The sequence below is a fragment of the Mesorhizobium hunchu genome, from assembly GCF_040081975.1.
Classification (GTDB): Bacteria; Pseudomonadota; Alphaproteobacteria; order Rhizobiales; family Rhizobiaceae; genus Mesorhizobium; species Mesorhizobium hunchu.
Genome location: NZ_JBEBMG010000015.1, coordinates 30,642 through 56,118 on the forward strand (window position 1 = coordinate 30,642; position 25,477 = coordinate 56,118).

Genomic DNA, 25,477 nt, shown 5'->3' on the forward strand with positions numbered 1-25,477 from the left:
CGAGAGTCGGGCGACACCTTCAACTCACTGAACGAGAACAACAATCATGAAATCGCATGCAAAGGTCGTGGTGATCGGTGGCGGTGTGGTCGGCTGCTCGGTGCTGTTCCATCTGGCGCGCGCGGGTTGGACCGACGTCGTGTTGCTGGAGCGCGACGAACTGACGTCCGGTTCGACCTGGCACGCCGCCGGCGGCATGCACACGATCAACGGCGATCCCAACGTCGCCAAGCTGCAGAAATACACGATCGAGCTCTACAAGGAGATCGAGGAGCTGTCCGGCCAGGCGACCGGCGTGCACGTCACCGGCGGCGTGCTGCTCGCCGCCACCGAGGCGCGCATGGACTGGCTGCGCGGCGTCGTCGCCAAGGGCCGCTATCTCGGCCTCGACCTGGAGGAGATATCAGCCGAAGAAGCGCATCGGCTGATGCCGCTCATCGACCCGAAACAATTCGTCGGCGCGGTGCGCAATTCCGAGGACGGCCATCTCGACCCGTCCGGCGTCACCCAGGCTTATGCCAAGGCGGCACGGAAACTGGGCGCGGAGGTCGAGCGCTTCACCAGGGTTGAGGACATAAAGCGCCGGCCGGACGGCCAATGGGACGTCGTCACCAACAAGGGCACCGTCGTCGCCGAGCACGTCGTCAATGCCGGCGGACTGTGGGCGCGCGAGGTCGGCCGCATGGTCGGGCTGGAGCTGCCGGTGCTCGCCATGGAGCATATGTACCTCATCACCGAGGACATGCCGGAGGTCGCCGAGATCAACGCCTCGACCGGCAAGGAAGTGATCCACGCGGTCGATTTCGACGGTGAGCTTTACCTGCGCCAGGAGCGCGGCGGCATGCTGATGGGCACCTATGAGAAGGCCAACCAGCCGTGGTCGGAACAGGTGACGCCTTGGGATTTCGGCCATGAACTGCTGGAGCCCGACATCGATCGCATCGCGCCGTCGCTGGAGGTCGGGTTTCGTCATTTCCCGGCTTTCCAGAAGACCGGGATCAAACAGATCATCAACGGCCCGTTCACCTTCGCGCCGGACGGCAATCCGCTGGTCGGGCCGGTGCGCGGCCTGCCGGGTTTCTGGTGCGCCTGCGGGGTGATGGCAGGGTTTTCGCAGGGCGGCGGCGTCGGGCTGGCGCTGTCGAACTGGATGATCCACGGCGATCCGGGTTTCGACATCTGGGCTATGGACGTCGCCCGCTACGGCGACTGGGCGTCGATGGCCTATACCAACGCCAAGGTGCGCGAGAACTATTCGCGCCGCTTCTCGATCCGCTTCCCCAACGAGGAACTGCCGGCCGGGCGCCCGCTCAAGACTACGCCGGTCTACGACCTGCTAGCAGCCAGGGGCGCACAGTTCGGCGTCGCCTACGGGCTGGAAGTGCCGCTGTGGTATGCGCCGGCGGGCGTCAAGGACGAGTTCTCGTGGCGGCGTTCCAGTGACTTTTCCCATGTCGCGAAGGAGGTGGCGGCGGTGCGAAACGGCGTCGGCCTGTCGGAGATTTCCTCCTTCGCCAAATATCGCGTGACGGGCGAGGGCGCCGAGGCATGGCTGGACCGGATGCTCGCCTGCAATCTGCCGAAGCCCGGCCGCATGACGCTGGCGCCGATGCTCAAGGAAGACGGCAAGCTGATCGGTGACTTCACGCTGGCACGGTTGCCGGCCGCCGACGCCGGCGGTGCGCCGAACCCTGATGAATGGCTCATCTTCGGCTCCGGCATTGCCGAGCAGTACCATATGCGCTGGTTCGAGCAGCATCTTCCCGTCGACGGCTCGGTGCGCGTCGAGGCGCTGGGTCTCGGCCGCGTCGGCCTGTCGATCGCCGGGCCGGAGGCCCGCAAGGTGCTGGAGAAGGTCACGAAGGCCGACGTCTCCAACGCGGCTTTCCCGTTCATGGCGGTCCGCAAGATGGATATCGGCATGGCGCCCTGCGTCGTCGGCCGCGTCAGCTATACGGGCGATCTCGGCTACGAACTGTGGATGGCACCCGAATACCAACGGGCGGTGTTCCACACGCTGATGGAGGCCGGCGCCGAGTTCGGCATCGGCCTGTTCGGGTCCCGGGCTCTCAATGCGCTGCGGCTGGAGAAGAACTACGGCTCCTGGGCGCGCGAATACCGGCCGATCTACGGCCCGCTCGAAGCCGGGCTCGACCGCTTCGTCGCCTACAACAAGACCGCCGACTTCATCGGCAAGGCGGGCGCGGCGGCCGAGAAGGCGAGCGGCGGCAAGCTGCGGCTGCGCGCCTTCGTCATGGATGCCGACGACGCCGACGTGATCGGCGACGAGGCGATCTGGCACGGCGGCAAGGTGGTGGGCTGGGTTACCTCCGGCGGCTACGCGCACAATGCGGCCAGGTCCGTAGCGATGGGGTATGTGCCGAAGGCGGTCGCCGACAAGGCCGACGGCTTCGAGATCGAACTGCTCGGCAAGCGCCACAGGGCGCGGCTTCAGCCCGGCGCGTTGTTCGACGCCGATTTCAAGCGGATGCGGGGGTGAGCGTTCGACGATTGAAGATGCGCCTTGTACATATTATACTACGACATGTACAAGAGGTGCGTCATGGCGATCCACGTGCAGGATAAAGTGGCCGACCGCATGTTGCGTGATTTCGCGCGACGTCGTGGCGTAGGCATCACCGAGGCGATCAAGCTGGCGGTGACGGACGCCGATAGAGCCGGCCAGAAGGATGTCGAAGACCTTCGACGCAGGATCGAGCCGATCCTGGCGCAGGTACGCGCGGCGCGAAACTGTGCGCCGTTTTCCGCAAAAGATGACAAGGCTTTCATGGACGAGATGTGGGGCGAAGACGACTAATGCTGGTCGAAACCTCCGCGATCGTGGCAATGATGCTCGAAGAGGCGGACGCTGACGAGTTATTCGAAAGCTTGAAGGCGGCGGATCGGCCAGTCACCACAGTGATTAACGCTTTCGAGGCCGCGTTGTCCGTGGGACGCACCATCGAGAACTATCCGCTTTCTGTGCGGCTCGTGCCGCAATTTCTTCAGTCTGCCCGCATCGAGATGATCGGGCTCGATGCGGGTCTCTATCCGGTGCTTGTCGATGCCTATCTCCGCTTCGGAAAAGGCACAGGCCACCCGGCGAAACTTAATTTCGGCGACTGTCTTTCTTACGCATTCGCGAAGCGGGCCGGCGTCCCTCTGCTTTACAAGGGCAACGACTTCGCCGAAACCGATATCGGCTGACGGACGCCGGCAGCAAGCGAGCTTTTGCTCCGCGCAGAACCTTACCGCTTCGCCGCCGTCAGCGCGAAATGCGCGCCCTGCGGGTCCCGGCACTGGGCGACCCAGTCCCCGTTGGGCACTTCCATCGGTCCCATCAGCACCATGCCGCCGCCGTCGGCGACACGCTTGGCCGCCGCGTCGATGGCCTCGACCGTGAAATAGAACTGCCAGACCGGCATCGGGATCTGCGACGGCTTGTTCATCATGCCGCCGGTCTGCTGGCCGTCGACGGAGAAGACCGCATAGGTGCCCATCTCGCCCATGTCGACCGCGCGTTCCTGCTTCCAGCCATATTGGCCGGAATAAAAGGCCATCGCTGCCTTCCAGTCGGTCGTATAAAGTTCGTGCCAGCCGACATGGCCGACCGTGCCGGGGTCGATCGGCGGCTGGTCCGGTCCGTCTGGATGCAGCATCTGGAAATAGGCGCCCTGCGGATCCGCCACCACCGAGAACCGGCCGACATTCGGAATGTCCGTCGGTTCGCAGAAGACCGAGCCGCCGGCCGCCTTGACCGATGCGGTGGCGGCATCGACATCCGCGGCGTAGATGTAGCCGACCCAGGCGGGCGGCGTGCCCATGGCCTTCATCGGCTCCGGCTGGTTCATGATGCCGCCAACGCCGCGGATGGCGGAGTTCATCACAATATAGGGTCTGCCGGACATGTCCGTCCCGTCCCACGCCTCGGGACGCCAGCCGACCACGCCGGCATAAAAGTCCCGGGCCGCCTCGATGTCGGTCGTCATCAGTTCGTACCAGAAGAAGGAAGGGGTTCTCGGCATCTTGCACTCCTCTTGCCTGCGCCCGTCAGCACCGGACATAGGACGCTCGACGACGGCGGAAATCGACAGGGCGTGACAAATATTCTGCCCTGCTAATTCATGATAAAAATAGTCATGTTCTATCCTTGTCTTTTCAATAAGTTACGCCAAAATTTGACCGATTGATAAAAAATCATAACGTGGTAGCCTGCTCGAAAATCATAACATTCAAAGAGCGGGAACCCGATGGCACTCAGTCTCTTCAAGGAAGGCATCGCCGGGGGCAGGCTGGCCGCCGAGCAGTATGCCGAGAATTTTTCCGACCTGCATCCGCCGCTGGACCATCACGAGGCGCTGGTCGAGGCCGACCGCTGCTATTTCTGCTACGACGCGCCGTGCATGAACGCTTGCCCGACGGCGATCGACATTCCGCTGTTCATCCGCGAGATCGCCACGGGCAATCCGCTGGGCTCGGCCAAGACCATCTTCGACCAGAACATCCTCGGCGGCATGTGCGCCCGTGTCTGCCCGACCGAGACGCTGTGCGAGGAGGCCTGCGTGCGCGAGGCGGCGGAAGGCAAGCCGGTGCAGATCGGCCGCCTGCAGCGCTACGCCACCGACGTGGCGATGGAGGAGGGCAAGCAATTCTATCAACGCGCCAAGGCGACCGGCAAAAAGGTTGCGGTCGTGGGGGCAGGGCCGGCGGGCCTTGCGGCGGCGCATCGGCTGGCGCGCCACGGCCACGAGGTGACCATCCTCGAGGCGCGGCCGAAATCCGGCGGACTCAACGAATACGGCATCGCCGCCTACAAGAGCACGGATGCGTTTGCGCAGGCCGAGGTCGACTATGTGACCGCCATCGGCGGCATTTCAATCGAGAACGGCAAGGCGCTCGGCCGCGATTACCAGCTTTCCGAACTGGTGAAGGATTACGACGCGGTGTTCCTCGGCATGGGGCTCGGCGGCGTCAATGCGCTGCGAGCGGACGGCGAGGATGCGGACGGCGTGGCGAACGCGGTGGATTTCATTTCCGAACTTCGGCAGGCGAGCGATCTTGCCGGACTTCCCGTCGGGCGGCGTGTCGTCGTCATCGGCGGCGGCATGACGGCGATCGACGCGGCGGTGCAGTCGAAACTGCTCGGCGCCGAGGAGGTGACGATCTGCTACCGGCGCGGCCAAGAGCACATGAACGCCTCCGAATTCGAACAGGATCTGGCCAGCGCCAACGGCGTCACCATCCGTCACTGGATGCAGCCGAAGCGGGTAATTGCCGACGGCGGCAAGGTCAGCGCCATCGAACTGGAATACACCGCGCTGGACGGTGAAAAGCTCAAGGGCACCGGCGAGACGCTGACGCTTCTCGCCGACCAGGTGTTCAAGGCCATCGGCCAGTCCTTCGTGCCGGCGGCGCTCAACGGCTCGGGCGCCACCATCGAACTGGTAGGCGGGCGCATCAAGGTGGATGCCGAAGGCCGCACCTCCATGGCCAAGGTCTGGGCCGGCGGCGATTGCGTGGTCGACGGCCGTGAGGACCTGACTGTATCGGCCGTTGCAGCCGGGCGCGACGCGGCGGAGAGCATGCATCGGGCGCTGATGGGGTAGACGCGCTATGGGCATTGAATTGGACGGTGGATGCTACTGTGGGGCCTTGCGCTACCGGATCACGGCCGAGCCGATTCGGAAGGGACAGTGCCACTGCCGTCCGTGCCAGCATGTTTCCGGCGGCGGTCCCAATTATTTCATGGTGATCCCGGCCGAGGGCTTTGCCTATACCAAGGGGCAGCCGAAGGCTTTCCGTCGGCCTGACCTCGAAAGCCCGCGTACCCGCGAATTCTGCGGCATTTGCGGAACGCAGATCCTGACACGCCGTCCGGGCATGGCGCAGCCGATCGTCAAGGCCGGGACCCTGGATGATCCGAACGCCTATGTGGGACCGGACTTTGCGATTTTTTGCGAGGAAAAAGCCGTCTTCCACCTGATCCCTGACGGCATTCCCGCCTTCGACAAAATGCCGGAGAAGCGCCCATGACGTGGCGCCGGCTGGCTATCGATCCAATTTGCCCGCTGAAGGCAGCGGGTGCCTGAACCGCAAGCGTTGTGAATAGCCGGCGGCCGGACCGCCAAGCCAAAGGACAAGACCCATGGCAGACATCCGCAACAATTTCGTCGGGATAAAGTCGCCCAACCCGTTCTGGCTGGCCTCGGCGCCGCCGACCGACAAGGCCTACAATGTCGAGCGCGCCTACAAGGCCGGCTGGGGCGGCGTGGTGTGGAAGACACTGGGCGAGGAGGGGCCGCCGGTCGTCAATGTCAACGGCCCGCGCTACGGCGCGATCTGGGGCGCGGACCGGCGCCTGCTCGGCCTCAACAATATCGAGCTCATTACAGACCGCCAGCTCCAGCTCAACCTGCAGGAGATCAAGCAGGTCAAGAAGAACTGGCCGGACCGGGCGCTGGTCGCCTCCATCATGGTGCCGTGCGAGGAAGCGAGCTGGAAAGCGATCCTGCCGGCGGTGGAAGAAACCGAATGCGACGGCATCGAGCTGAACTTCGGCTGTCCGCACGGCATGAGCGAGCGCGGCATGGGCTCGGCCGTCGGCCAGGTGCCGGAATACATCGAGATGGTGGCGCGCTGGTGCAAGCAGTACACGCGCATGCCCGTCATCGTGAAGCTGACGCCCAACATCACCGACATCCGCTATCCGGCGCGCGCGGCCAAGAAGGGCGGCGCGGACGCGGTGTCGCTCATCAACACCATCTCTTCCATCACCTCGGTCGATCTGGACTCGTTCTCGCCGGAACCGTCGATCGACGGCAAGGGGTCGCATGGCGGCTATTGCGGCCCGGCGGTGAAGCCGATCGCGCTCAACATGGTGGCCGAGATCGCGCGCGATCCGCAGACCGCCGGCCTGCCGATCTCGGGCATCGGCGGGGTGACGACCTGGCGCGACGCGGCCGAGTTCCTGGCGCTCGGCGCTGGGAACGTGCAGGTGTGCACGGCCGCCATGACCTACGGCTTCAAGGTGGTGCAGGAGATGATCTCCGGCCTGTCGAACTGGATGGACGAGAAGGGCCATCGCTCGCTGGACGACGTCATCGGCCGTGCCACGCCCAACGTCACCGACTGGCAGTATCTCAACCTCAACTACATCGCCAAGGCGCATATCGATCAGGAGGCCTGCATCAAATGCGGCCGTTGCCACATCGCCTGCGAGGACACCTCGCATCAGGCGATCACACGAATAGTGGACGGCGTGCGCCACTTCGAGGTGATGGAAGACGAGTGCGTCGGCTGCAACCTGTGCGTCAACGTCTGCCCGGTGGAAGGCTGCATCACCATGGTGCCGCTGGAGGTTGGCGCGCTCGACCAGCGCACCGGCAAGACCGTATCGCCCGACTACGCCAACTGGACGACGCACCCCAACAATCCGATGGCAAGGCAAGCCGCGGAATAAGGTTCCTCCCGAAGCAGGCGAAGCCGCCGCGTAGCGTTCTGGCGGCTTCGCCTGTGGGGAGGCGAGTGTTTTGCAGGCCGTCCTGCTCTGGCCTGTTTTAGATTTTGCCTGCGCCTCTGACGGTCGTCAGTCGATTTGTACCCGCGCCTCGACCGTTCGCGCCGCAAACTGTTATGCCCTTATTGACGATAAGGAATATCCACGATATATTAAGTCCATGATTACGAGGTCGGCATCATGAAACTCAGCGAGGGCGTCGAAGCGGCGATCCATTGCGCTGTCACGCTGGCCGGCATCGAGGCGGGGGCGACGATGCCGGGCGCGGCGCTGGCCGAACAGTTCGGCCTCTCCGCCAGCTACCTGCTCAAGCATTTGCAGGCGCTGGCGTCTGCCGACATCCTGGAATCGGTTCCCGGTCCCGCCGGCGGCTATCGGCTGGCGCGGGCGCCGGAACGCATCAGCCTGCTCGACATCGTTCTGGCGGTGGAAGGGCCGCAGCCGGCATTCCGCTGCGGCGAGATCCGGCGCAACGGCCCGGTGAAGCTTCCGGCCAACGCCTATGTGAAGCCGTGCGGCATCAACGCGGCGATGCTGCGCGCGGAGAAAGCCTACCGTGCGGCGCTGGCCACCGAGAAACTCTCCGACATCGTGGCCGACTTCATGACGGACGCCGATCCGCGCTCGGTTGCTGCCGCCTGCGCCTTTGTCGAGCGGCATCAGCGGCCGCAGAAAACCAGTTCTCTCAAGCAGTGAATGAAAGGAAAAATCGATGAAACCGAGGCTCCAGTTCTTCAACGTGGCTCCCGATCTGCTGAAGCAGGTGAGGGCGCTCAACCAGGCGGTCGAGGAGTGCGGGCTGGAAAAAAGCCTGCTGCATCTGGTCAAGCTGCGCGCCTCGCAGATCAACGGTTGTTCCTTCTGCGTCGACATGCATTCCAAGGAAGCGCTGCGCGATGGCGACACCCAGCAGCGCGTCATCCTCGTCTCGGCCTGGAAGGAATCGCCGCTGTTTTCCGAGCGCGAGCGCGCCGCCCTTGCCTATACCGAGGCCGTGACGCTGATCTCGAAAGAGGGTGTTCCGGATGCGCTATACGAAGCGACGCGCGCGCATTTCTCGGAAGAGGAACTGGTCAAGCTCAGCGTGGCCATCGGCATGATCAACGTCTGGAACAGACTGTGCGTGCCTTTCCATGCGATCCACCCGGTCGAGCACGCCAAGGCGGCGTGAGCGGGCAGGAACCATCCCAAAAGGCCGCCGCCTCTGCGGCGACCTTTTTTTATTGGCGCAAGCACATGCCTGTTGTGCTGCTTTGCGCGGCGGCAGCCATCCGATAGCCGCTGGAGTCCTAAAGAGGGGATACGGCATGTCGGCGGATTTGTTGCAGGCGATCGGCAGGGTGGTGTTCGGCGGGTTTTTCCTGATCGCCGCCTTCCGCAATTTCCGGAACTTCGGCGAGCGCGTCGAGCGCTCCGAAACCAATTACGGCTGGCGGCTGCCACCTGCCTTGCTGGCGGTCGGCTTCACGATGCAGGCGCTGGGCGGCGTGTCGCTGCTGTTCAACCTGTGGCCCGTCTACGGCGCGATCCTGCTGATCGTGTTCCTGTGCCTGGCGACGCCGCTTTACCACAATCCCATGATGTTCGAAGGCGAGGCCCGCGGCCCGCATCTTTATTTGACGCTGGTCAATGTCACACTGGCCGGGGGCCTCGCCCTGGTGATCGCGAACGCGCTGACGTAACAGGCGGGCGATTGGAGGCCGGGCGATCGGCCCGGCCCGCAAACCGCTTGTGAAAAGGTCAGGCCGGCAGCGCCTCGTCGGTGTGGCGCGCGGCCCAGTGGCGCAGCACGACGGGGACGATCAGCACCAGCCCCAGCAGCGACGAATAGAGCTCGGGCGCCACGAGAAGGAAGGCGGCCAGCACCAGAAGCACGTTCTCCCAAGGCCGGGTGCGCACCAGAAGGTAGCGCGACAGCGCCGCGCCCAGGCAGGTGATGCCGAGCACGCAGCCGAAGAAGGCGAGGAAGAAGTTCGGCCAGGTAAAATCCTTCGTCACCAGCAGCAGCGACGGCGAGAAGACGAAGACGAACGGCACCAGCGCCTTGCCGAGGCCGAGCCGGAAGGCCGTGTTGCCGGTCTTGAACGGATCGGACCCGGCCATGCCGGCTGCCGCGTAGGCGGCCAGCGCCACCGGCGGGGTGATGTCTGCCAGCAGCCCGTAATAGAAGACGAAGAAGTGGGCGACGATCGGCTCGGTGCCGAGCATGACCAGCGCGGGTGCCGCGATCGTTACCATGATGATGTAGTTGGCCGTCGTCGGAATGCCGCAGCCCATCAGGATGCAGACGACGCCGGTCATGATGAGCGTGAATAGCAAGGTCAATCCCTGCGTCGAGAAGATCGCCTCGGGGATGAAGGTGCCGAACAGCAGCGACAGGTGCCCCGCCGTCGAGGTGACGATGTAGGAGAGCTTGAAGCCGACGCCGGTCAGCGTGACGACGCCGACGACGATGCCGACCGTGGCGGCAGCCGCACCCACGGCCAGCGCATATTTGGCGCCGTCGCGCAGGCACACCACGATGTCGGCGACCGACATGCGCCGGCGCGGGTTGAGCAGGCCGACGGCGATGCACAGCGTGATGCCCCAGAAGGCGGCCATGTAGGGCGTGTAGCCGGAAAGCAGGACGCCGATCAGGACGACGAGCGGAATGATGGTCGGCCAGTCGCGTTTCAGCGCCTCGACCACGTCGGGCATCTCGTCGGGCCTGAGTCCGCGCAGGCCGGTGCGCTTGGCTTCGAAGTGCACCTGCATGAAGACGCCGAAGAAGTGCATGAAGGCCGGCACGATCGCCGCCAGGATGATGGTCGTGTAGGGCAGTTCGAGGAACTCGATCATCAGGAAGGCGGCGGCGCCCATGATCGGCGGCGTCACCTGCCCGCCGGTGGACGAAGCCGCTTCCACAGCCGCCGCGAAATGCTTCTTGTAGCCGAGCTTGATCATCGCCGGGATGGTCAGCGAGCCGACGGTGACGGTGTTGGCGACCGACGAGCCGGAGATCATGCCGAACAGCGCCGAGCCGAAGATCGAGACCTTGGCCGGACCGCCGGCGTAACGGCCGGCGACCCAGGCCGCGCAATCGAGGAAGAGCTGGCCGAGGCCGATGCGGGTGGCGAAGACGCCGAACAGCACGAAGTGGAAGACGTAGGTGGCGACGACGCCGAGCGCGATGCCGTAGATGCCCTGCGTCGTCAGGTAGAGGTGGTCGACGAGCTGGGAGACCGACGCACCCGGATGCACCAGGATGCTCGGCATATATTTCCCGAACAGCGCATAGGCCATGAAGACGACGGCGATGATCGGCAGCGGAATGCCGACGGAGCGGCGCGTCGCCTCCAGCAGGAGCAGGATGAGGGTCACACCCAGCACCACGTCCGTCGTCGTCGGGTTGCCGACGCGGAAGGCGAGATCGTCGAGCGGGATCAGCGGCACATGCAGGACCGCCACCACGGCGGCGAGCGCCAGCAGCCAGTCGAAGATCGGTATGCCGAGCGGCCTGAGCCAGGTGGATTTCGCAGGCTCGTCATAGCCTTTCTTCACCAGGGGGAAGACGAGGAAGATCAGCGCCAGCACCATGGACAGGTGGATGCCCCGGTGGAGCATCTCCTGCAGCAGGCCGAAGCCGGCGGTGTAGTAGTGGAACAGCGACAGCGCTACCAGGAGGAAGCCGACCAGCCAGCCGGCTGCCGGAAGCAGAGGCCGGAAGCGGATCTCGGAATCGAACTTCTCCTCCAGTTCGCGAGCCTTGTCCTCGTCGAACTCCATGGCGGAAAGCTTGATCTTGTCTTCGTCGCTCATAGCCGGTTCCGTGTCCTGAATGTTCAGACAGAAGAGGCGGAAAGCATGCCTTCCGCCTCGCCGTGTCGGTCGGTTCGGGTGGTTCCTATTGCAGCGCGCCGGCTTCCTTGTAGAACTTCTCCGCGCCTGGATGGAACGGGATGCCGGCGCTGGTGGTCGCGTTCTCGAGCGTGATCAGCTTGCCCTTGGCGTGGCCCGCCTGCAGCGCCTTCTGGGTTTCGTCGCTGTAGAGCGACTTGACGATCTTGTAGACGAGGTCGTCAGGCTGCTTGGCGCTGGTCACCCATTGCGCGGCCACCGATATGGTCTTGGTCTCGCCGACATTCTTGTAGGTGCCTTCCGGCACGGTATCGGTGGAGAAGAACTTCTGCTCGGACAGCAGCTTGTCGGCCTCGGGGCCGGTGATCGGCACCAGCGTGATGTCGTTGGTGCTGGCAAGCTCGACGATGGCGCCGGTCGGATAGCCGCCGACGAAGAAATAGGCGTCCATGGCGCCGTCCTGGAGGCGCTCGCCGGCGGGACCGGGCTTGAGGTATTCGGCCTTCACGTCCTTCTCCGTCAGGCCGTAGGCGCCGAGCACGAGGCGGGCGTCGACGATGGTGCCTGAGCCCGGCTCGTCAAGCGAGACGCGCTTGCCCTTCAGGTCCGCGACCGTCTTGATGCCGGCGTTGGCGCGCGCCACCAGATGGATGGTCTCGGGGTAGAGCGTCGCGATGAGGCGCAGGTCGTCGACCTTCGGCTTGCCCTCGTAGAGGCCGGTGCCCGAATGCGCCCAGTAGGCGACGTCGGACTGCGTGAAGCCCGATTCGGAAGCCCCCGAGGAGATGGCGCTGATATTGGCCACCGAACCGTTGGAGGACGTGGCGGTGGCGACAAGCCCTTCGACGCCGGCCGGTCCCGTCGCCGAGATCGCGTTGGCGATCAGCCCGCCCACCGGATAGTAGGTGCCGGAGGTACCGCCGGTGCCGATGCGGAAGAATGCCTGCTGCGCGCGGGCGGGCGAAAGCCCGGCCGCAGCCAAAGCCAGAGTGCCGGCACCGATGGAAAAGGCACGGCGGCTGATCGAGATGGTCATTACTGCGCTCCCTTTGGCAAAAGAGAGCACCATGTTTCAGGCACGCGAAGCTTGTCAACCTGCCGCTGCGGCAAGATTTTGTCCCAAGACATTGAACTTGCGGCTTGCCGGTCGCCTCAGCTCGGTTTCAACCCGTCGAGAAACAGCCGCTCCAGGAAGCGCGCGGCGTCCTCGAAGCGGCCGTCGCCGCCGCGGTCGGGGCCGAGCACGGCGCGCACCTGCACGTCGAAATCGGCATAGTGCTGGGTCGTCGCCCAGATCGAGAAGATCAGGTGATAGGGGTCGGTGCGGACGATTTTTCCGGCGCGCATCCAGCCCTTGACGACGGCGGCCTTCTCGTCGACCAGCGTCTTCAACTCGCCCTCGATCAGCGGCATGATGCGCGGCGCGCCCTGCAATATCTCGTTGGCGAACAACCGGCTTTCGCGCGGAAAGTCGCGCGCCATCTCCAGCTTGCGGCGGATGTAGGCGCTGAGCTCGGTCAGCGGGTCGCCGACGTCGTCAAGCTCGCGCAGCGGCGCCAGCCAGGTGTCGAGCAGCCGCTGCATCAGCGTTTCGTGAATGTCTTCCTTGCGGCGGAAATAATAGAGCAGGTTGGGCTTCGACATGCCGGCCGCCTCGGCGATCTGGTCGATGGTCGAGCCGCGGAAGCCGTTGGCCGAAAACACCTCGAGGGCGGCTTCCAGGATGAGGTCGCGCTTTTCCCGCTGGATGCGGGTGCGCCGCCGTGGGGCAGGGGCTTCCACGAAGCCGTCCGTCATGAGCGGTCCAGTGGCGCGGCGGCCTTATCTGGACCAATTGTCTGGACCAGAAGTTTGCAGGGGCGTGGAGCGCGCTTCGGTTCCGGCATATGCGCTAGGTATCCCCTTGACCGTCACCATGGCGGTGCTAACGTTTGTCCATCTGGTCAAAATTTCGTAGCACGAAAACGCGCCCGAGACCAAGCGTTGGCCATACCGAAACAGGGAACCGGAAAGGGGAAGCTTGGTCATGTCGAACCGGCTCAAGGTCACGCCGAACGATCTCAGCGCATTCTGGATGCCGTTCACGGCGAACAGGCAGTTCAAGCAGGCGCCGCGCATGCTGGTGTCGGCCAAGGACATGCACTATACGGCGAGCGACGGCCGCAAGATACTGGACGGCACGGCGGGCCTGTGGTGCGTCAATGCCGGCCACTGCCGTCCGAAGATCACCGAGGCGATCCGCGAGCAGGCCGGTGAACTGGATTATGCGCCCGCTTTCCAGATGGGGCATCCGATCGTCTTCGAACTGGCCAACCGGCTGGTCGATGTGGCGCCGAAGGGCATGGATCATGTCTTCTTCACCAATTCCGGCTCGGAATCGGTGGAAACGGCGCTCAAGATGGCGATCGCCTACCACCGGGCCAAGGGCGACGGCTCGCGTTTCCGCCTGATCGGACGCGAGCGCGGCTATCACGGCGTCAATTTCGGCGGCATCTCGGTCGGGGGCATCGTTTCCAACAGAAAAATGTTCGGTACGCTGCTGACCGGCGTGGACCACATGCCGCACACGCACCTGCCGGGCAAGAACGCCTTTTCGCGCGGCGTGCCGGAGCATGGCGCGGAACTGGCGGACGAGCTGGAGCGCATCGTGACGCTGCACGATGCCTCGACCATCGCCGCCGTCATCGTCGAGCCGGTCGCGGGCTCGACAGGCGTCATCCTGCCGCCGAAGGGCTATTTGCAGAAGCTGCGCGCGATCTGTGACAAACACGGCATCCTGTTGATCTTCGACGAGGTCATCACCGGGTTCGGCCGTCTCGGCACGCCGTTCGCGGCCGATTATTTCGGCGTCACGCCCGACATCATGACGACCGCGAAGGGCGTTTCCAACGGCGTCGTCCCGATGGGTGCGGTGTTCGTGAAGAAGGAGATCCACGACGCCTTCATGAACGGCCCGGAGCACATGATCGAGTTCTTCCACGGCTATACCTATTCGGGCAATCCGATCGCCTGCGCGGCGGCCCTCGGCACGCTCGACACCTACAAGGAAGAGGGGCTGCTGACACGCGGCGCCGAGCTGGAAGACTACTGGGCCGACGCGCTGCATTCGCTGAAGGGCGAGCCGCATGTCATCGACATCCGTAACATCGGCCTGATCGGCGCGATCGAGCTGGAGCCGATCGCGGGAGCGCCGACCAAGCGCGCCTTCTCGGCCTTCATCAAGGCCTTCGAGCGCGGGCTTCTGATCCGCACCACCGGCGACATCATCGCGCTGTCGCCGCCGCTCATCATCACCAAGGGCCAGATCGACGAATTGTTCGATCATATCCGCGAAGTGCTGAGGATGATCGACTGATCGTTTGACATTGCGCATGGGCGGCGTCGGGAACCGCCGCCCATGCGGTTGAAATGAGAGGACACCGAATGGCCGCGCCGGGCGAGAATCTGCGAATCAATCCAGACCGTTTGTGGGATTCGCTGATGGAGATGGCGAAGATCGGCCCCGGCGTCGCCGGCGGCAACAACCGCCAGACGCTGACCGATACAGACAAAGAAGGCCGGGAGCTTTTCAAGCGCTGGTGCGATGCGTCGGGCCTTTCCATGGGCGTCGACCGGATGGGCACCATGTTCATGACCCGGCCAGGCACCGACCCGGACGCCCTGCCGGTCTATGTCGGCTCGCATCTCGACACCCAGCCGACCGGCGGCAAGTATGACGGCGTGCTCGGCGTGCTTTCCGGCCTTGAAGTCGTGCGCACGCTGGACGATCTCGGCATCACGACGAAACATCCGATCACCATCGTCAACTGGACGAACGAGGAGGGCGCGCGCTTTGCGCCGGCCATGCTGGCGTCGGGCGTGTTCGCCGGCGTCCATACGCTCGACTACGCCTATGGCCGCCAGGACATGGAGGGCAAGACCTTCGGCGACGAGCTGAAGCGCATCGGCTGGGTGGGCGAGGAGGAGGTCGGCGCCCGCAGGATGCACGCCTATTTCGAATATCATATCGAACAGGGGCCGATCCTCGAAGCCGAGAACAGGCAGATCGGTGTCGTCACCCACTGCCAGGGCCTGTGGTGGCTGGAATTCACGCTGACCGGCAAGGAGGCGCATACCGGCTCGACCCCGATGAACATGCGCGTCAATGCCGGGCTCGCCATGGCGCGCATCCTGGAGATGGTGCAGACGGTGGCGATGGCCGAGCAGCCCGGCGCCGTCGGCGGCGTCGGCCAGATGAAGTTCTCACCCAATTCGCGCAACGTGCTGCCGGGGCAGGTGGTCTTCACCGTGGACATCCGCACGCCCGACCAGGCCAAGCTCGACCGCATGCGCGCGGCGATCGAGAAAGAGGCGGCGAAAATCTGCGAGGCGCTGGGCGTCGGCTGCGCGGTGGAGGCGGTCGGCCATTTCGATCCCGTCACCTTCGATCCGACGCTGGTCGGGCGGGTGCGTTCGGCCGCCGAAAAGCTCGGCTACAGTCACATGGACATCATCTCCGGCGCCGGTCACGACGCCTGCTGGGCGGCCAAGGTGGCGCCAGCCACGATGGTCATGTGCCCCTGCGTCGGCGGGCTTTCGCACAACGAGGCGGAGGACATCTCCAGGGAGTGGGCCGCAGCCGGGGCGGATGTGCTGTTCCACGCGGTGGTGGAGACGGCGGAGATCGTGGAGTGACAGCGCAAACCGAAGCCTCCCTCCCCCTTGTGGGGAGGGATTGAGGGTGGGGGTGCCTTCGGTGCCGACGGGAATTGAGCCTGTTACAATAGTGCGCGCCCGTCGCCTGCGCCGGAGCATGACGGAAGGCGAACGAAAACTTTGGTCCGAGCTTCGGGAATTTCGGCGATTGTATGGCCTGCATGTCCGCAAGCAGGCTCCGGTCGGACCGTACATTGCTGATTTTGCCATCCATGAGAAGATGATCGTCATCGAGGTGGACGGCGAACACCATTTCCTGCCGGAGCGGGCGGAAAAGGACATCAGGCGGGACAAATGGCTGGCCGGGCAGGGCTATAAAGTGATCCGTTTCACTACTGGTGATCTCGCGGACTCATTTGATGGCTGCATAGAGGAAATTTTGCGGGAGACAGGCTTGGTATGACTGCTGCCAAAGATACCCCCACACCTAACCCCTCCCCACAAGGGGGAGGGGGACTTGATGCGCGGCAGCTCCCCCTCCCCCTTGCGGGGAGGGGTTAGGGGTGGGGGTATACGTGTGTCCGACCGCGAATTCGACAGAGTCCATACAGCGAGCGCGTCGCCTTCGTAGAGCCATGACCGATGGCGAGCGCAAGCTATGGTCGGAATTGCGAAATTTTCGTCGTTGGTATGGTGTGCACGTACGAAAGCAGGCGCCGATCGATCCTTACATCGTCGATTTTGCCATACACGAACAGAAGTTGGTCATTGAAGTGGACGGCGAGAGTCATTTCTCAGGTGCCGGCGTTATGCGCGACAAAATACGGGATACCTGGCTCGCAGGTCGCGGCTATCGAATTCTCCGATTCACGACCGGCGACCTTTCCGACTCCTTCGACGGTTGCGTTCAGGAAATTCTCGCTGCCCTCGGGCTTATGAACGAGCCCAGGCAACCCCCACCCCTAACCCCTCCCCTCAAGGGGGAGGGGGATTTGGAGGCGTAGATCCATGTCCAAAGTCATCAAGAACGGCACCGTCGTCACTGCCGACCGCTCCTATAAGGCGGATGTGAAGATCGACGGCGGCAGGATCGTCCAGATCGGGCAGAACCTTGCCGGGGACGAGACGTTCGACGCTACCGGCTGCTACGTCATGCCGGGCGGCATCGATCCGCACACGCATCTCGAAATGCCATTCATGGGCACCTACTCGGCCGACGATTTCGAGAGCGGCACACGCGCGGCGCTGGCCGGGGGCACGACGATGGTGGTGGATTTCTGCCTGCCGGCGCCGCAGCAGTCGCTGCTGGAAGCCTTGCAGATGTGGGACAACAAGACCTCCAAGGCTGCCTGCGACTACTCCTTCCACATGGCGATCACCTGGTGGGGCAAGCAGGTGTTCGACGAGATGGCGCAAGTCGTGGACAAGGGCATTCCCTCCTTCAAGCACTTCATGGCCTACAAGGGCGCGCTGATGGTGGACGATGACGAGATGTACGCCTCGTTCCAGCGCTGCGCCGCCCTCGGCGCGCTGCCGCTGGTGCATGCCGAGAACGGCGACGTGGTGGCCGCGCTCAGCCAGAAGCTGCTCGCCGACGGCAACAACGGGCCGGAAGGCCATGCCTATTCGCGCCCGCCCGAGGTGGAGGGCGAAGCGACCAACCGCGCCATCATGATCGCCGACATGGCCGGCGTGCCGCTCTATGTCGTGCATGTCTCGTGCGAGCAGAGCCACGAGGCGATCCGCCGCGCGCGGCAGAAGGGCATGCGCGTCTATGGCGAGCCGCTGATCCAGCACCTGACGCTGGACGAGAGCGAGTATTTCGACAAGGACTGGGACCATGCGGCGCGGCGTGTCATGAGCCCGCCCTTCCGCAACAAATTGCACCAGGATTCGCTGTGGGCCGGCCTGTCGTCGGGCTCGCTGCAGGTGGTGGCGACCGACCATTGCGCCTTCACCACCGAGCAGAAGCGCACCGGCGTCGGCGACTTCACCAAGATACCGAACGGCACCGGCGGGCTGGAAGATCGGCTGCCTGTGCTGTGGACGCGCGGCGTCAACACCGGCCGGCTGACCAAGGAGGAGTTCGTCGCCGTCACCTCCACCAACATCGCCAAGATCCTCAACATGTATCCGAGGAAGGGCGCGGTCGTGGAAGGCGCGGACGCCGACATCGTGGTGTGGGATCCGAAGAAGACAAAGAAAATCTCCGCCAAGGGCCAGCAGTCGGTCATCGATTACAACGTCTTCGAGGGCGTCGAAGTGACGGGCCTGCCGCGCTTCGTCTTCACGCGCGGGGAACTGGCGATCGACGACGGCAAGGTCGAGACGAAGCCGGGGCACGGCGAATTCGTCGGGCGCGAACCCCATCAGGCCGTCAACCGGGCCCTGTCGACCTGGAAGGAGATCACCGCGCCGCGCAAGGTGGAAAGGACTGGCATTCCGGCGACGGGTGTCTGATAGGAGAATCCAGCGGACGCCCGATCCAGCCGCAGCAGGAGCCAGCTTGAAGCCAGCAGCAGAAACCGTCATCGCCGCCGAAGGCCTCGGCCTGACCTTCCAGACCAATGACGGGCCTGTGCAGGCGCTGTCGAACGTCGATCTCGCCATCGGCAAGGGCGAGTTCGTTTCCTTCATCGGCCCGTCCGGCTGCGGCAAGACGACCCTGCTGCGCGTCATCGCCGATCTGGAAAAGGCCACCGCCGGGTCGATCGCGGTTAACGGCATGACGCCCGAGCAGGCGCGCGAACGCCGGGCCTACGGCTACGTGTTCCAGGCGGCGGCGCTGCTTCCCTGGCGCACCATCGAGCGCAACGTGGCGCTGCCGCTGGAAGTGATGGGCCTGCCGAAGGCGGAGCAGGCCGAGCGCGTGCGGCGCACGCTGGACCTGGTCAATCTGTCCGGCTTCGAGAAGAAATATCCCTGGCAGCTTTCAGGCGGCATGCAGCAGCGCGCCTCGATCGCCCGCGCGCTCGCCTTCGACGCCGACCTTCTGCTGATGGACGAGCCGTTCGGGGCGCTGGACGAGATCGTGCGCGACCACCTCAACGCGCAACTGCTCGACCTGTGGCGGCGCACGAACAAGACCATCTGCTTCGTCACGCACTCCATTCCCGAGGCCGTCTATCTCTCCACCCGCATCGTGGTGATGTCGCCGCGTCCGGGCCGTGTCACCGACGTGATCGAATCGACGCTGCCCAGGGAACGGCCGCTCGACATCCGCGAGACGCCCGAATTCCTGGAAATCGCCCATCGCGTGCGCGAGGGCCTGAGGGCAGGGCACAGCTATGAGGATTGATTTCGTCCCAATGAAGCGGGCGTGGTCGCGCACCCCCACCCCTAACCCCTCCCCACAAGGGGGAGGGGGACTTGGCATGCGGCAGCTCCCCCTCCCCCTTGTGGGGAGGGGCTAGGGGTGGGGGCGCACCATATGTCGACATCTATCGACCCGGCCGTCATTCCACGTGCCCGCAAACTGCGGCGAAACATGACCGAAGGCGAGCGCAAGCTGTGGGCTGAACTGCGTGAATTCCGCAGATGGTATGGCGTTCATGTTCGTCGACAAGCGCCGCTAGGTGTCTATGTCGCCGACTTCGTCATTCACGAAAAGAAGCTCGTCATCGAAATAGACGGGGAGCATCATTTCAAGCCCGAGCGGCAGAAGCGCGACCGGGAACGGGATGAATGGCTGTCAGGGCAAGGCTACCAGGTGCTGCGATTCAACACGGGCGAACTGTCGGATACGTTCAATGGCTGCATAGAAGAGATTTTGCAGGCACTCGGCCTGATGGAAGGTAGGTCGCGCACCCCCACCCCTAGCCTTGCCGGGGCGAGCCGCGGGTCTCGCCCGTCCTTCGGACCCCCACAGGGGGGAGGGGGACAGGGAAGCGCCTAGATGGACTCCTTCCGCTCCAAGATCGTTCCGGTCTCCACCATCCTCGCCCTGATCGTGGTGGTGTGGTATGTCGGCGCCGTTGCGATGAATGCGCCGTTCCAGCGCGAGCTCGACCAGCGCGGCAAGGTGAACCCGACGACCACCGAGTTCATCGCGGAGACACTGTCGCAGAAGAAGCCGACGCTGCCGGCGCCGCACCAGGTCGCCGCGAACTTCTTCAAGAACACGTTCCAGGTGAAAGTCACCAGCGCGCGCAGCCTCGTCTACAATTCCTGGGTCACACTCTCCTCGACGATGCTGGGCTTCGCCTTCGGCACGGCGCTGGGCATATTGATCGCGGTCGGCATCGTGCATGTGACGACGCTCGACCGCAGCCTGATGCCCTGGATCATCGCCTCGCAGACCATTCCGATCCTCGCCATCGCGCCGATGGTCATCGTGGTGCTGGCGTCGATCGGCATCACCGGCCTGATTCCCAAGGCGCTGATCTCGACCTACCTGTCGTTCTTCCCCGTAACGGTCGGCATGGTGAAGGGGCTGCGCTCGCCCGAGACCATGCACCTCGACCTGATGCACACCTACAACGCCAGCCGCTGGCAGACCTTCTGGAAGCTCAGGGTGCCGGCGTCCGTGCCCTACCTGTTCGCGTCCATGAAGGTCGCGGTGGCCGCCAGCCTGGTCGGCGCCATCGTTGGCGAACTGCCCACCGGTGCTGTCGCGGGCATCGGCGCCAAGCTGCTTGCGGGTGCCTATTACAGCCAGACCATCGACATCTGGTCGGCGCTGGTCGCCGGCTCGGTCGTGGCGGCGCTTCTGGTGGCGCTGGTCGGCATCGCCGGCCGCATCGTCGAGCGCGCCATGGGCGGGAGACCGGCGTGATGTGCTGGCGTGTTGAGATATGTGTGTCTTCCCGTCATACGGTGTCGTACCCCCACCCCTATCCCCTCCCCACAAGGGGGAGGGGGACTTTGCTCTGTCGCTACGACGCATCGGCATCGGGTAATTTGTCGCAAGCGATCATGACAGCGTCTCCCTCCCCCTTGTGGGGAGGGGACAGGGGTGGGGGTTCGGCGCGACAAGCTATTGACCGGAGGCCGGCATGAACCGCTTCCGGCCTTCCTGGCAGGCTCTGGTCGTCGTCGTGCTGATGATCGCGGCGGTGCTGCTCGGCGCGATGACGCAGCCGGAGGCCGACGCGCTCGCCAATCCGGCGGCGACGGCCGCCTATCCTTATCTCGGCGTCAAGTGGATGATGTATTGCCTGCTCGGCGGGGCGGCGCTGGTGTCGATGCTGCGCCTGCCGGCCGTCGCGGAGGCTCTCCTTCTGTTCGTCGCGGCGCATCTCGTTGCCTGGCTGCTCATCCACGGCATAACGGGCTTCGAGGGCACGGCGCGCGGACCCTACTACCTCGTGCTGGCGTCGGCATGGCTGCTCGGCTGGCGCTGCGTGGCGGTGCTGTCGGGCATGCGGCCTGCGCTGCCGTGGCCGTCGCGGGCGTTGCGGCTCGTCATTCCGGCGATCTTCGGCGCGTGGCTCCTGATCCTGTGGGAGGCGATCACACGCGGCGCCGGCATCCCCTTCATCCTGCTGCCGCCGCCCAGCGCCATCGGCGCGCGCATCGCCAATTCGCTGCCGACGCTGTGGGCCGACGTCAACCAGACTATCTTCAAGTCGGTGCTGGTGGGCTACGTCGTCGGCTGCGGGCTGGGCTTCGTGGTTGCCATCCTGGCGGATCGCTTCGTCTTCCTGCGACGCGGGCTGATCCCGATCGGCAACATGGTCTCGGCGCTGCCGATCATCGGCGTGGCGCCGATCATGGTGATGTGGTTCGGCTTCGACTGGCATTCCAAGGCGGCCGTCGTCATCATCATGACCTTCTTTCCCATGCTGGTGAACACGGTGGCGGGGCTGGCGGCGTCCGGCCATATGGAGCGCGACCTGATGCGCACCTATGCGTCCGGATACTGGCAGACGCTGGCCAAACTCAGGCTGCCGGCGGCCGCACCTTTCATCTTCAACGCGCTCAAGATCAATTCGACGCTGGCGCTGATCGGCGCCATCGTGGCCGAGTTCTTCGGCACGCCGGTGGTCGGCATGGGCTTCCGCATCTCCACCGAGGTGGGGCGCATGAACATCGACATGGTGTGGGCCGAAATCGCTGTTGCGGCCCTTGCGGGTTCGGTCTTTTATGGCGTGGTCGCGCTGCTGGAGAGAGCCGCCACGTTTTGGCATCCGTCCATGCGGGGACGGTGAAAGTCGTAAAGGCAAAGAATCAACACCAGAGGGTAAAGACATGAAAAAAATGATTGTTCCGATGCTCGCGGGGGCGATGTCGCTGGCCGCCTTCCAGGCGATGGCGGCCGACAAGGTGACGCTGCAGCTCAAATGGGTCACCCAGGCGCAGTTCGCCGGCTATTATGTCGCCAAGGACAAGGGCTTCTACGAGGAGGAGGGCCTCGACGTCGACATCAAGCCGGGCGGTCCGGACATCGCGCCCGAGCAGGTGATCGCCGGCGGCGGCGCCGACGTCATCGTCGACTGGATGGGCGGCGCGCTGGCGGCGCGCGACAAGGGCGTCATGCTCGTCAACATCGCCCAGCCCTACAAGAAGGCCGGCATGGAACTGGTCTGTCCGAAGGACGGTCCGATCAAGACCGAGAAGGATTTTCCGGGCCATACGCTCGGCGTCTGGTTCTTCGGCAACGAATATCCGTTCTACGCCTGGATGAACAAGCTCGGCTACTCGACCGACGGCGGGCCGGACGGCGTGACGGTGCTCAAGCAGAGCTTCGACGTGCAACCGCTGATCCAGCACCAGGCCGATTGCATCTCGGTCATGACCTACAACGAATACGGCCAGGTGCTCGACGCCGGCTACAAGCCCGAGGACCTGATCGTTTTCAACTACACGGAGATGGGCAACGACCTGCTCGAGGACGGCCTTTACGCGCTGGAAGACAAGCTCAAGGATCCGGCCTTCGAGGACAAGATGGTGCGCTTCGTGCGCGCGTCGATGAAGGGCTGGAAATACGCCACCGAGCATACGGACGAGGCGGCCGAGATCGTCGTGGACAATGGCGGACAGGACGAAGCCCACCAGAAATTCATGATGGAAGGCGTGGCCAAGCTGATCGACAATGCCGACGGCAAGCTCATCCCTGCTGCTTACGAGCGCACGGCCAAGGCACTGCTCGACCAGAAGATCATCACCAAGGAGCCGTCCGGCGCCTACACCACCGCGATCACCGACAAGGCGATCAAGTAGGGTTACAACGTCTTCCGTGGAAAGGGGCGGGCGACCGCCCCTTTTTCATGCCGCGCGCGGTTGGATCGATCCTATATCCTCGTCCGCGACGGAGGCGAGGTCGAAATTGGCTTGCAGGTTCATCCAGAACTGCGGCGTCGTGCCGAAATAGCGCGCCAGCCGCAGTGCGGTGTCGGCGGAAACCGCACGTTTCCCGCGCACGATCTTTTCGATCCTGTCGCGCGGCACATGCAGGGCCGAGGCAAGGGAACTGGGGGTTAGATCGTATTCGGGCAGGAAATCCTCACGCAGGATTTCTCCAGGGTGAATCGGGCGGGGCGTGCTCATGGCTGACCTCAATGATAATCCACGATCTCGACGTCGAAAGCGTCGCCGTCTTTCCATACGAAACACAACCGCCACTGTTGATTGATCCGGATGGAATGCTGGCCGTTGCGGTCGCCTTTCAAGGCTTCGAGTTGATTGGACGGCGGTACTTTCAAATCCGAAAGATCAGCGGCGGCGTCGAGTTGTGCAAGGCGGCGTTGCGCACGGTTCATCAGGTCGGCCGGAAATCCTTTCGTTCCTTCACCGGAGCGGACGCTTGCGATGCGTTTGTCCCTGACCGTTCGGATCATCGATTGAATTGTATCTTATCGAGATACGTCTTGCAAGCTATCGTCCCTCGCGGATCTGCGTCAGCGTCCGCGTCGGCGTGATGGCTTCGGGGTCGAGCTTGACCTCGATGATCGCCGGCTTGCCGCTCGCCCGCGCGCGCTCGAAGGCCGCTGCAAAATCCTCGGTCTTTTCCACCGTTTCGCCGTGGCCGCCGAAGGCGCGGGCATAGGCGGCGAAGTCGGGATTCTTCAGCATGGTGCCGGAGACGCGGCCGGGATACTCGCGCTCCTGGTGCATGCGGATGGTGCCGTAGATGCCGTTGTTCAGGATCACCACGACGATCGGCAGGTCGTATTGCACCGCTGTCGAAAATTCCTGGCCATGCATGAGGAAATCGCCGTCGCCGGCCCACACGATGACTTCGCGGTCCGGGAAGACGCTTTTGGCGCCGACGCCGGCCGGCAGGCCGTAGCCCATCGAGCCGGAAGTCGGGGCGGCCTGCGTGCCGTAGCGACGGTAGCGGTGAAAGCGGTGCATCCAGGTGGCGAAGTTGCCGGCGCCGTTGCAGATGACGGCATCGTGCGGCAGCGTGCCTTCGAGATACTCCACGATCGGTCCCATATGGACCGCGCCGGGACCGCTCTTCGGCGGCGTCGACCAGGCGAGGTAGTCGGCATGCGCCTGTTTCGTCTCGCCGGCCCAGCCGGGCGCGGCCGGCCCTTTCCGCTTCGCGAACGCCTCGACGAAGGCGGCGGGCGAGGCGTTGATCGCCAGCGTCGGGCGGTAGACGCGGCCGAGTTCGTTGGCGTCGGCGTGGACGTGGACCAGTTTCTGGTCGGGGTAGGGGCTCTTCATCAGCGTGTAGTCGGAGGAAGGCATTTCGCCGAAGCGGCCGCCGACCAGCAGGATATGGTCGGCCTCCTTCACGCGCGCCGCCAGCTTCGGGTTCAAACCGATACCGACATCGCCGGCGTAGTTTTCGTGGCAATGGTCGAACAGCATCTGGCGCCGGAAGGAGCATCCGACCGGCAGCGCCCAGCTTTCGGCTATGTGTTCCATCTGCTGAACCGCCTGCGGGGACCAGCGCGTACCGCCGAGGATGGCGAACGGCTTCTTCGCCGCATTGAGCAGCGCTTCGAGCTGATCCAGCTCCGCCTCGCCCGGCCGTGTCTTGACCGGGGTGAAGGGCAGTGCGGAAGGTGCCTCGACTGCGTCGGTCAGCATGTCTTCCGGCAGCGAGACGACCACCGGGCCGGGACGTCCGGAGGTGGCCACCGCAAAGGCGCGGGTGACGAGCTCGGGAATGCGGGCGGCGTCCTCGATTTCGACAACCCATTTGGCGATGTCGCCGAAGAAGGCCTTGTAGTCGACTTCCTGGAACGCTTCGCGATACTTCGCATGCGCGGCGATCTGGCCGATGAACAGGATCATCGGAACGGAATCCTGCATGGCGATGTGGATGCCGGCCGAGGCATTGGTGGCGCCGGGGCCGCGGGTGACGAAGCAGATGCCGGGGCGGCCGGTGAGCCTGCCCTCGCAGTCGGCCATCATCACAGCACCCCCCTCCTGGCGGCAGACGATGGTCTTGATGGTGGAATCGTGCAGCGCGTCGAGCACCGCGAGATAGCTCTCGCCCGGCACGCAGAAGATGCGCTCGACCTTGTTGGCCTCGAGTGCTTCGACGATGAGTTGGCCGCCGGTTCGCTTCATGGCCCAGTCCTCCCGCTGTAT

Annotated in this window: 26 protein-coding genes; 19 read left to right on the forward strand and 7 right to left on the reverse strand. The window is 64.3% G+C overall.

The genetic code is table 11. The annotated features are described in order from the left end of the window. Window positions 1-46 precede the first annotated feature (46 nt). From ABMA46_RS19640 to ABMA46_RS19650, 3 genes are all read left to right on the forward strand, one after another. Entirely contained in the window at window positions 47-2,500 is a 2,454-nt protein-coding gene (locus ABMA46_RS19640) for a GcvT family protein (RefSeq protein ID WP_349001697.1), read from the forward strand. A gap of 63 nt (window positions 2,501-2,563) precedes the next feature. Beyond that, window positions 2,564-2,818: a type II toxin-antitoxin system VapB family antitoxin gene (locus tag ABMA46_RS19645; protein WP_349001698.1), complete on the forward strand. Its 255-nt coding sequence runs from the start codon at window positions 2,564-2,566 to the stop codon at window positions 2,816-2,818. Beyond that, window positions 2,818-3,207 (forward strand): type II toxin-antitoxin system VapC family toxin, encoded by a 390-nt coding sequence (locus ABMA46_RS19650; RefSeq protein WP_349001699.1) that lies wholly within the window; start codon window positions 2,818-2,820, stop codon window positions 3,205-3,207. The genes ABMA46_RS19645 and ABMA46_RS19650 overlap by 1 nt, the downstream gene beginning before the upstream one ends. 41 nt (window positions 3,208-3,248) lie before the next feature. Here ABMA46_RS19650 and ABMA46_RS19655 read toward each other — a convergent pair whose 3' ends face one another. Then, the gene (locus ABMA46_RS19655) at window positions 3,249-4,025 is read right to left on the reverse strand and encodes a VOC family protein (RefSeq protein ID WP_349001700.1); all 777 of its coding nucleotides are present in this window, start codon (window positions 4,023-4,025) and stop codon (window positions 3,249-3,251) included. Window positions 4,026-4,250: 225 nt separating this feature from the next. On the opposite strand from ABMA46_RS19655, the gene ABMA46_RS19660 reads away from it, so the two are divergent. From ABMA46_RS19660 to ABMA46_RS19685, 6 genes are all read left to right on the forward strand, one after another. Further along, the gene (locus ABMA46_RS19660) at window positions 4,251-5,606 is read left to right on the forward strand and encodes an NAD(P)-dependent oxidoreductase (protein ID WP_349001701.1); all 1,356 of its coding nucleotides are present in this window, start codon (window positions 4,251-4,253) and stop codon (window positions 5,604-5,606) included. A 7-nt stretch (window positions 5,607-5,613) separates the two neighbouring features. Next, window positions 5,614-6,033: a GFA family protein gene (locus ABMA46_RS19665; protein ID WP_484532549.1), complete on the forward strand. Its 420-nt coding sequence runs from the start codon at window positions 5,614-5,616 to the stop codon at window positions 6,031-6,033. Between the two features lie 112 nt (window positions 6,034-6,145). After that, on the forward strand, window positions 6,146-7,459 hold the full coding sequence (preA, locus tag ABMA46_RS19670; RefSeq protein ID WP_349001703.1) for an NAD-dependent dihydropyrimidine dehydrogenase subunit PreA: 1,314 nt from the start codon (window positions 6,146-6,148) through the stop codon (window positions 7,457-7,459). Between the two features lie 237 nt (window positions 7,460-7,696). Further along, the gene (locus ABMA46_RS19675; RefSeq protein WP_349001704.1) at window positions 7,697-8,212 is read left to right on the forward strand and encodes an RrF2 family transcriptional regulator; all 516 of its coding nucleotides are present in this window, start codon (window positions 7,697-7,699) and stop codon (window positions 8,210-8,212) included. A gap of 16 nt (window positions 8,213-8,228) precedes the next feature. Further along, the gene (locus tag ABMA46_RS19680) at window positions 8,229-8,687 is read left to right on the forward strand and encodes a carboxymuconolactone decarboxylase family protein (protein WP_349001705.1); all 459 of its coding nucleotides are present in this window, start codon (window positions 8,229-8,231) and stop codon (window positions 8,685-8,687) included. 136 nt (window positions 8,688-8,823) lie between these two features. Beyond that, window positions 8,824-9,198, forward strand: coding sequence for a DoxX family membrane protein (locus tag ABMA46_RS19685; RefSeq protein ID WP_349001706.1), 375 nt, complete (start codon window positions 8,824-8,826; stop codon window positions 9,196-9,198). Window positions 9,199-9,256: 58 nt separating this feature from the next. Here the strand turns inward: ABMA46_RS19685 and ABMA46_RS19690 are convergent, their stop codons facing one another. From ABMA46_RS19690 to ABMA46_RS19700, 3 genes are all read right to left on the reverse strand, one after another. Then, complete coding sequence (locus tag ABMA46_RS19690) at window positions 9,257-11,314, reverse strand: TRAP transporter permease (protein WP_349001707.1); 2,058 nt, start codon at window positions 11,312-11,314, stop codon at window positions 9,257-9,259. A gap of 85 nt (window positions 11,315-11,399) precedes the next feature. Then, window positions 11,400-12,389, reverse strand: a complete 990-nt coding sequence (locus ABMA46_RS19695; RefSeq protein WP_349001708.1) for a TAXI family TRAP transporter solute-binding subunit — start codon at window positions 12,387-12,389, stop codon at window positions 11,400-11,402. A 116-nt stretch (window positions 12,390-12,505) separates the two neighbouring features. Beyond that, on the reverse strand, window positions 12,506-13,150 hold the full coding sequence (locus ABMA46_RS19700; RefSeq protein ID WP_349001709.1) for a TetR family transcriptional regulator C-terminal domain-containing protein: 645 nt from the start codon (window positions 13,148-13,150) through the stop codon (window positions 12,506-12,508). A gap of 229 nt (window positions 13,151-13,379) precedes the next feature. On the opposite strand from ABMA46_RS19700, the gene aptA reads away from it, so the two are divergent. The 10 genes from aptA to ABMA46_RS19750 all read left to right on the forward strand — a co-directional run bounded on the left by aptA (window position 13,380) and on the right by ABMA46_RS19750 (window position 23,149). Continuing rightward, entirely contained in the window at window positions 13,380-14,708 is a 1,329-nt protein-coding gene (gene aptA / locus ABMA46_RS19705) for an omega-aminotransferase AptA (RefSeq protein WP_349001710.1), read from the forward strand. Between the two features lie 68 nt (window positions 14,709-14,776). Further along, window positions 14,777-16,027 carry a Zn-dependent hydrolase gene (locus tag ABMA46_RS19710; protein WP_349001711.1) on the forward strand — a complete coding sequence of 417 codons (1,251 nt, stop codon included), beginning with the start codon at window positions 14,777-14,779 and terminating at the stop codon, window positions 16,025-16,027. Between the two features lie 91 nt (window positions 16,028-16,118). Next, the gene (locus ABMA46_RS19715; protein ID WP_349001730.1) at window positions 16,119-16,451 is read left to right on the forward strand and encodes an endonuclease domain-containing protein; all 333 of its coding nucleotides are present in this window, start codon (window positions 16,119-16,121) and stop codon (window positions 16,449-16,451) included. Window positions 16,452-16,563: 112 nt separating this feature from the next. Further along, complete coding sequence (locus ABMA46_RS19720) at window positions 16,564-16,992, forward strand: endonuclease domain-containing protein (RefSeq protein WP_349001731.1); 429 nt, start codon at window positions 16,564-16,566, stop codon at window positions 16,990-16,992. 4 nt (window positions 16,993-16,996) lie between these two features. Then, entirely contained in the window at window positions 16,997-18,448 is a 1,452-nt protein-coding gene (gene hydA, locus ABMA46_RS19725; protein WP_349001712.1) for a dihydropyrimidinase, read from the forward strand. A 46-nt stretch (window positions 18,449-18,494) separates the two neighbouring features. Continuing rightward, entirely contained in the window at window positions 18,495-19,286 is a 792-nt protein-coding gene (locus tag ABMA46_RS19730; protein ID WP_349001713.1) for an ABC transporter ATP-binding protein, read from the forward strand. A gap of 132 nt (window positions 19,287-19,418) precedes the next feature. Next, a complete protein-coding gene (locus tag ABMA46_RS19735; protein WP_349001714.1) occupies window positions 19,419-19,883 on the forward strand; it encodes an endonuclease domain-containing protein in 465 nt (154 codons plus the stop codon). Next, window positions 19,884-20,762, forward strand: a complete 879-nt coding sequence (locus ABMA46_RS19740) for an ABC transporter permease (RefSeq protein WP_349001715.1) — start codon at window positions 19,884-19,886, stop codon at window positions 20,760-20,762. Between the two features lie 220 nt (window positions 20,763-20,982). After that, complete coding sequence (locus tag ABMA46_RS19745) at window positions 20,983-22,137, forward strand: ABC transporter permease (RefSeq protein WP_349001716.1); 1,155 nt, start codon at window positions 20,983-20,985, stop codon at window positions 22,135-22,137. Window positions 22,138-22,177: 40 nt separating this feature from the next. Further along, complete coding sequence (locus tag ABMA46_RS19750; protein WP_349001717.1) at window positions 22,178-23,149, forward strand: ABC transporter substrate-binding protein; 972 nt, start codon at window positions 22,178-22,180, stop codon at window positions 23,147-23,149. A 45-nt stretch (window positions 23,150-23,194) separates the two neighbouring features. Here ABMA46_RS19750 and ABMA46_RS19755 read toward each other — a convergent pair whose 3' ends face one another. The 3 genes from ABMA46_RS19755 to ABMA46_RS19765 are packed head-to-tail and all read right to left on the reverse strand — an operon-like array spanning window position 23,195 to window position 25,456. Next, window positions 23,195-23,476 carry a HigA family addiction module antitoxin gene (locus ABMA46_RS19755; protein WP_349001718.1) on the reverse strand — a complete coding sequence of 94 codons (282 nt, stop codon included), beginning with the start codon at window positions 23,474-23,476 and terminating at the stop codon, window positions 23,195-23,197. An 8-nt stretch (window positions 23,477-23,484) separates the two neighbouring features. After that, entirely contained in the window at window positions 23,485-23,766 is a 282-nt protein-coding gene (locus tag ABMA46_RS19760; RefSeq protein WP_349001719.1) for a type II toxin-antitoxin system RelE/ParE family toxin, read from the reverse strand. A gap of 37 nt (window positions 23,767-23,803) precedes the next feature. Next, entirely contained in the window at window positions 23,804-25,456 is a 1,653-nt protein-coding gene (locus ABMA46_RS19765; protein ID WP_349001720.1) for a thiamine pyrophosphate-binding protein, read from the reverse strand. Between the last annotated feature and the right edge of the window lie 21 nt (window positions 25,457-25,477).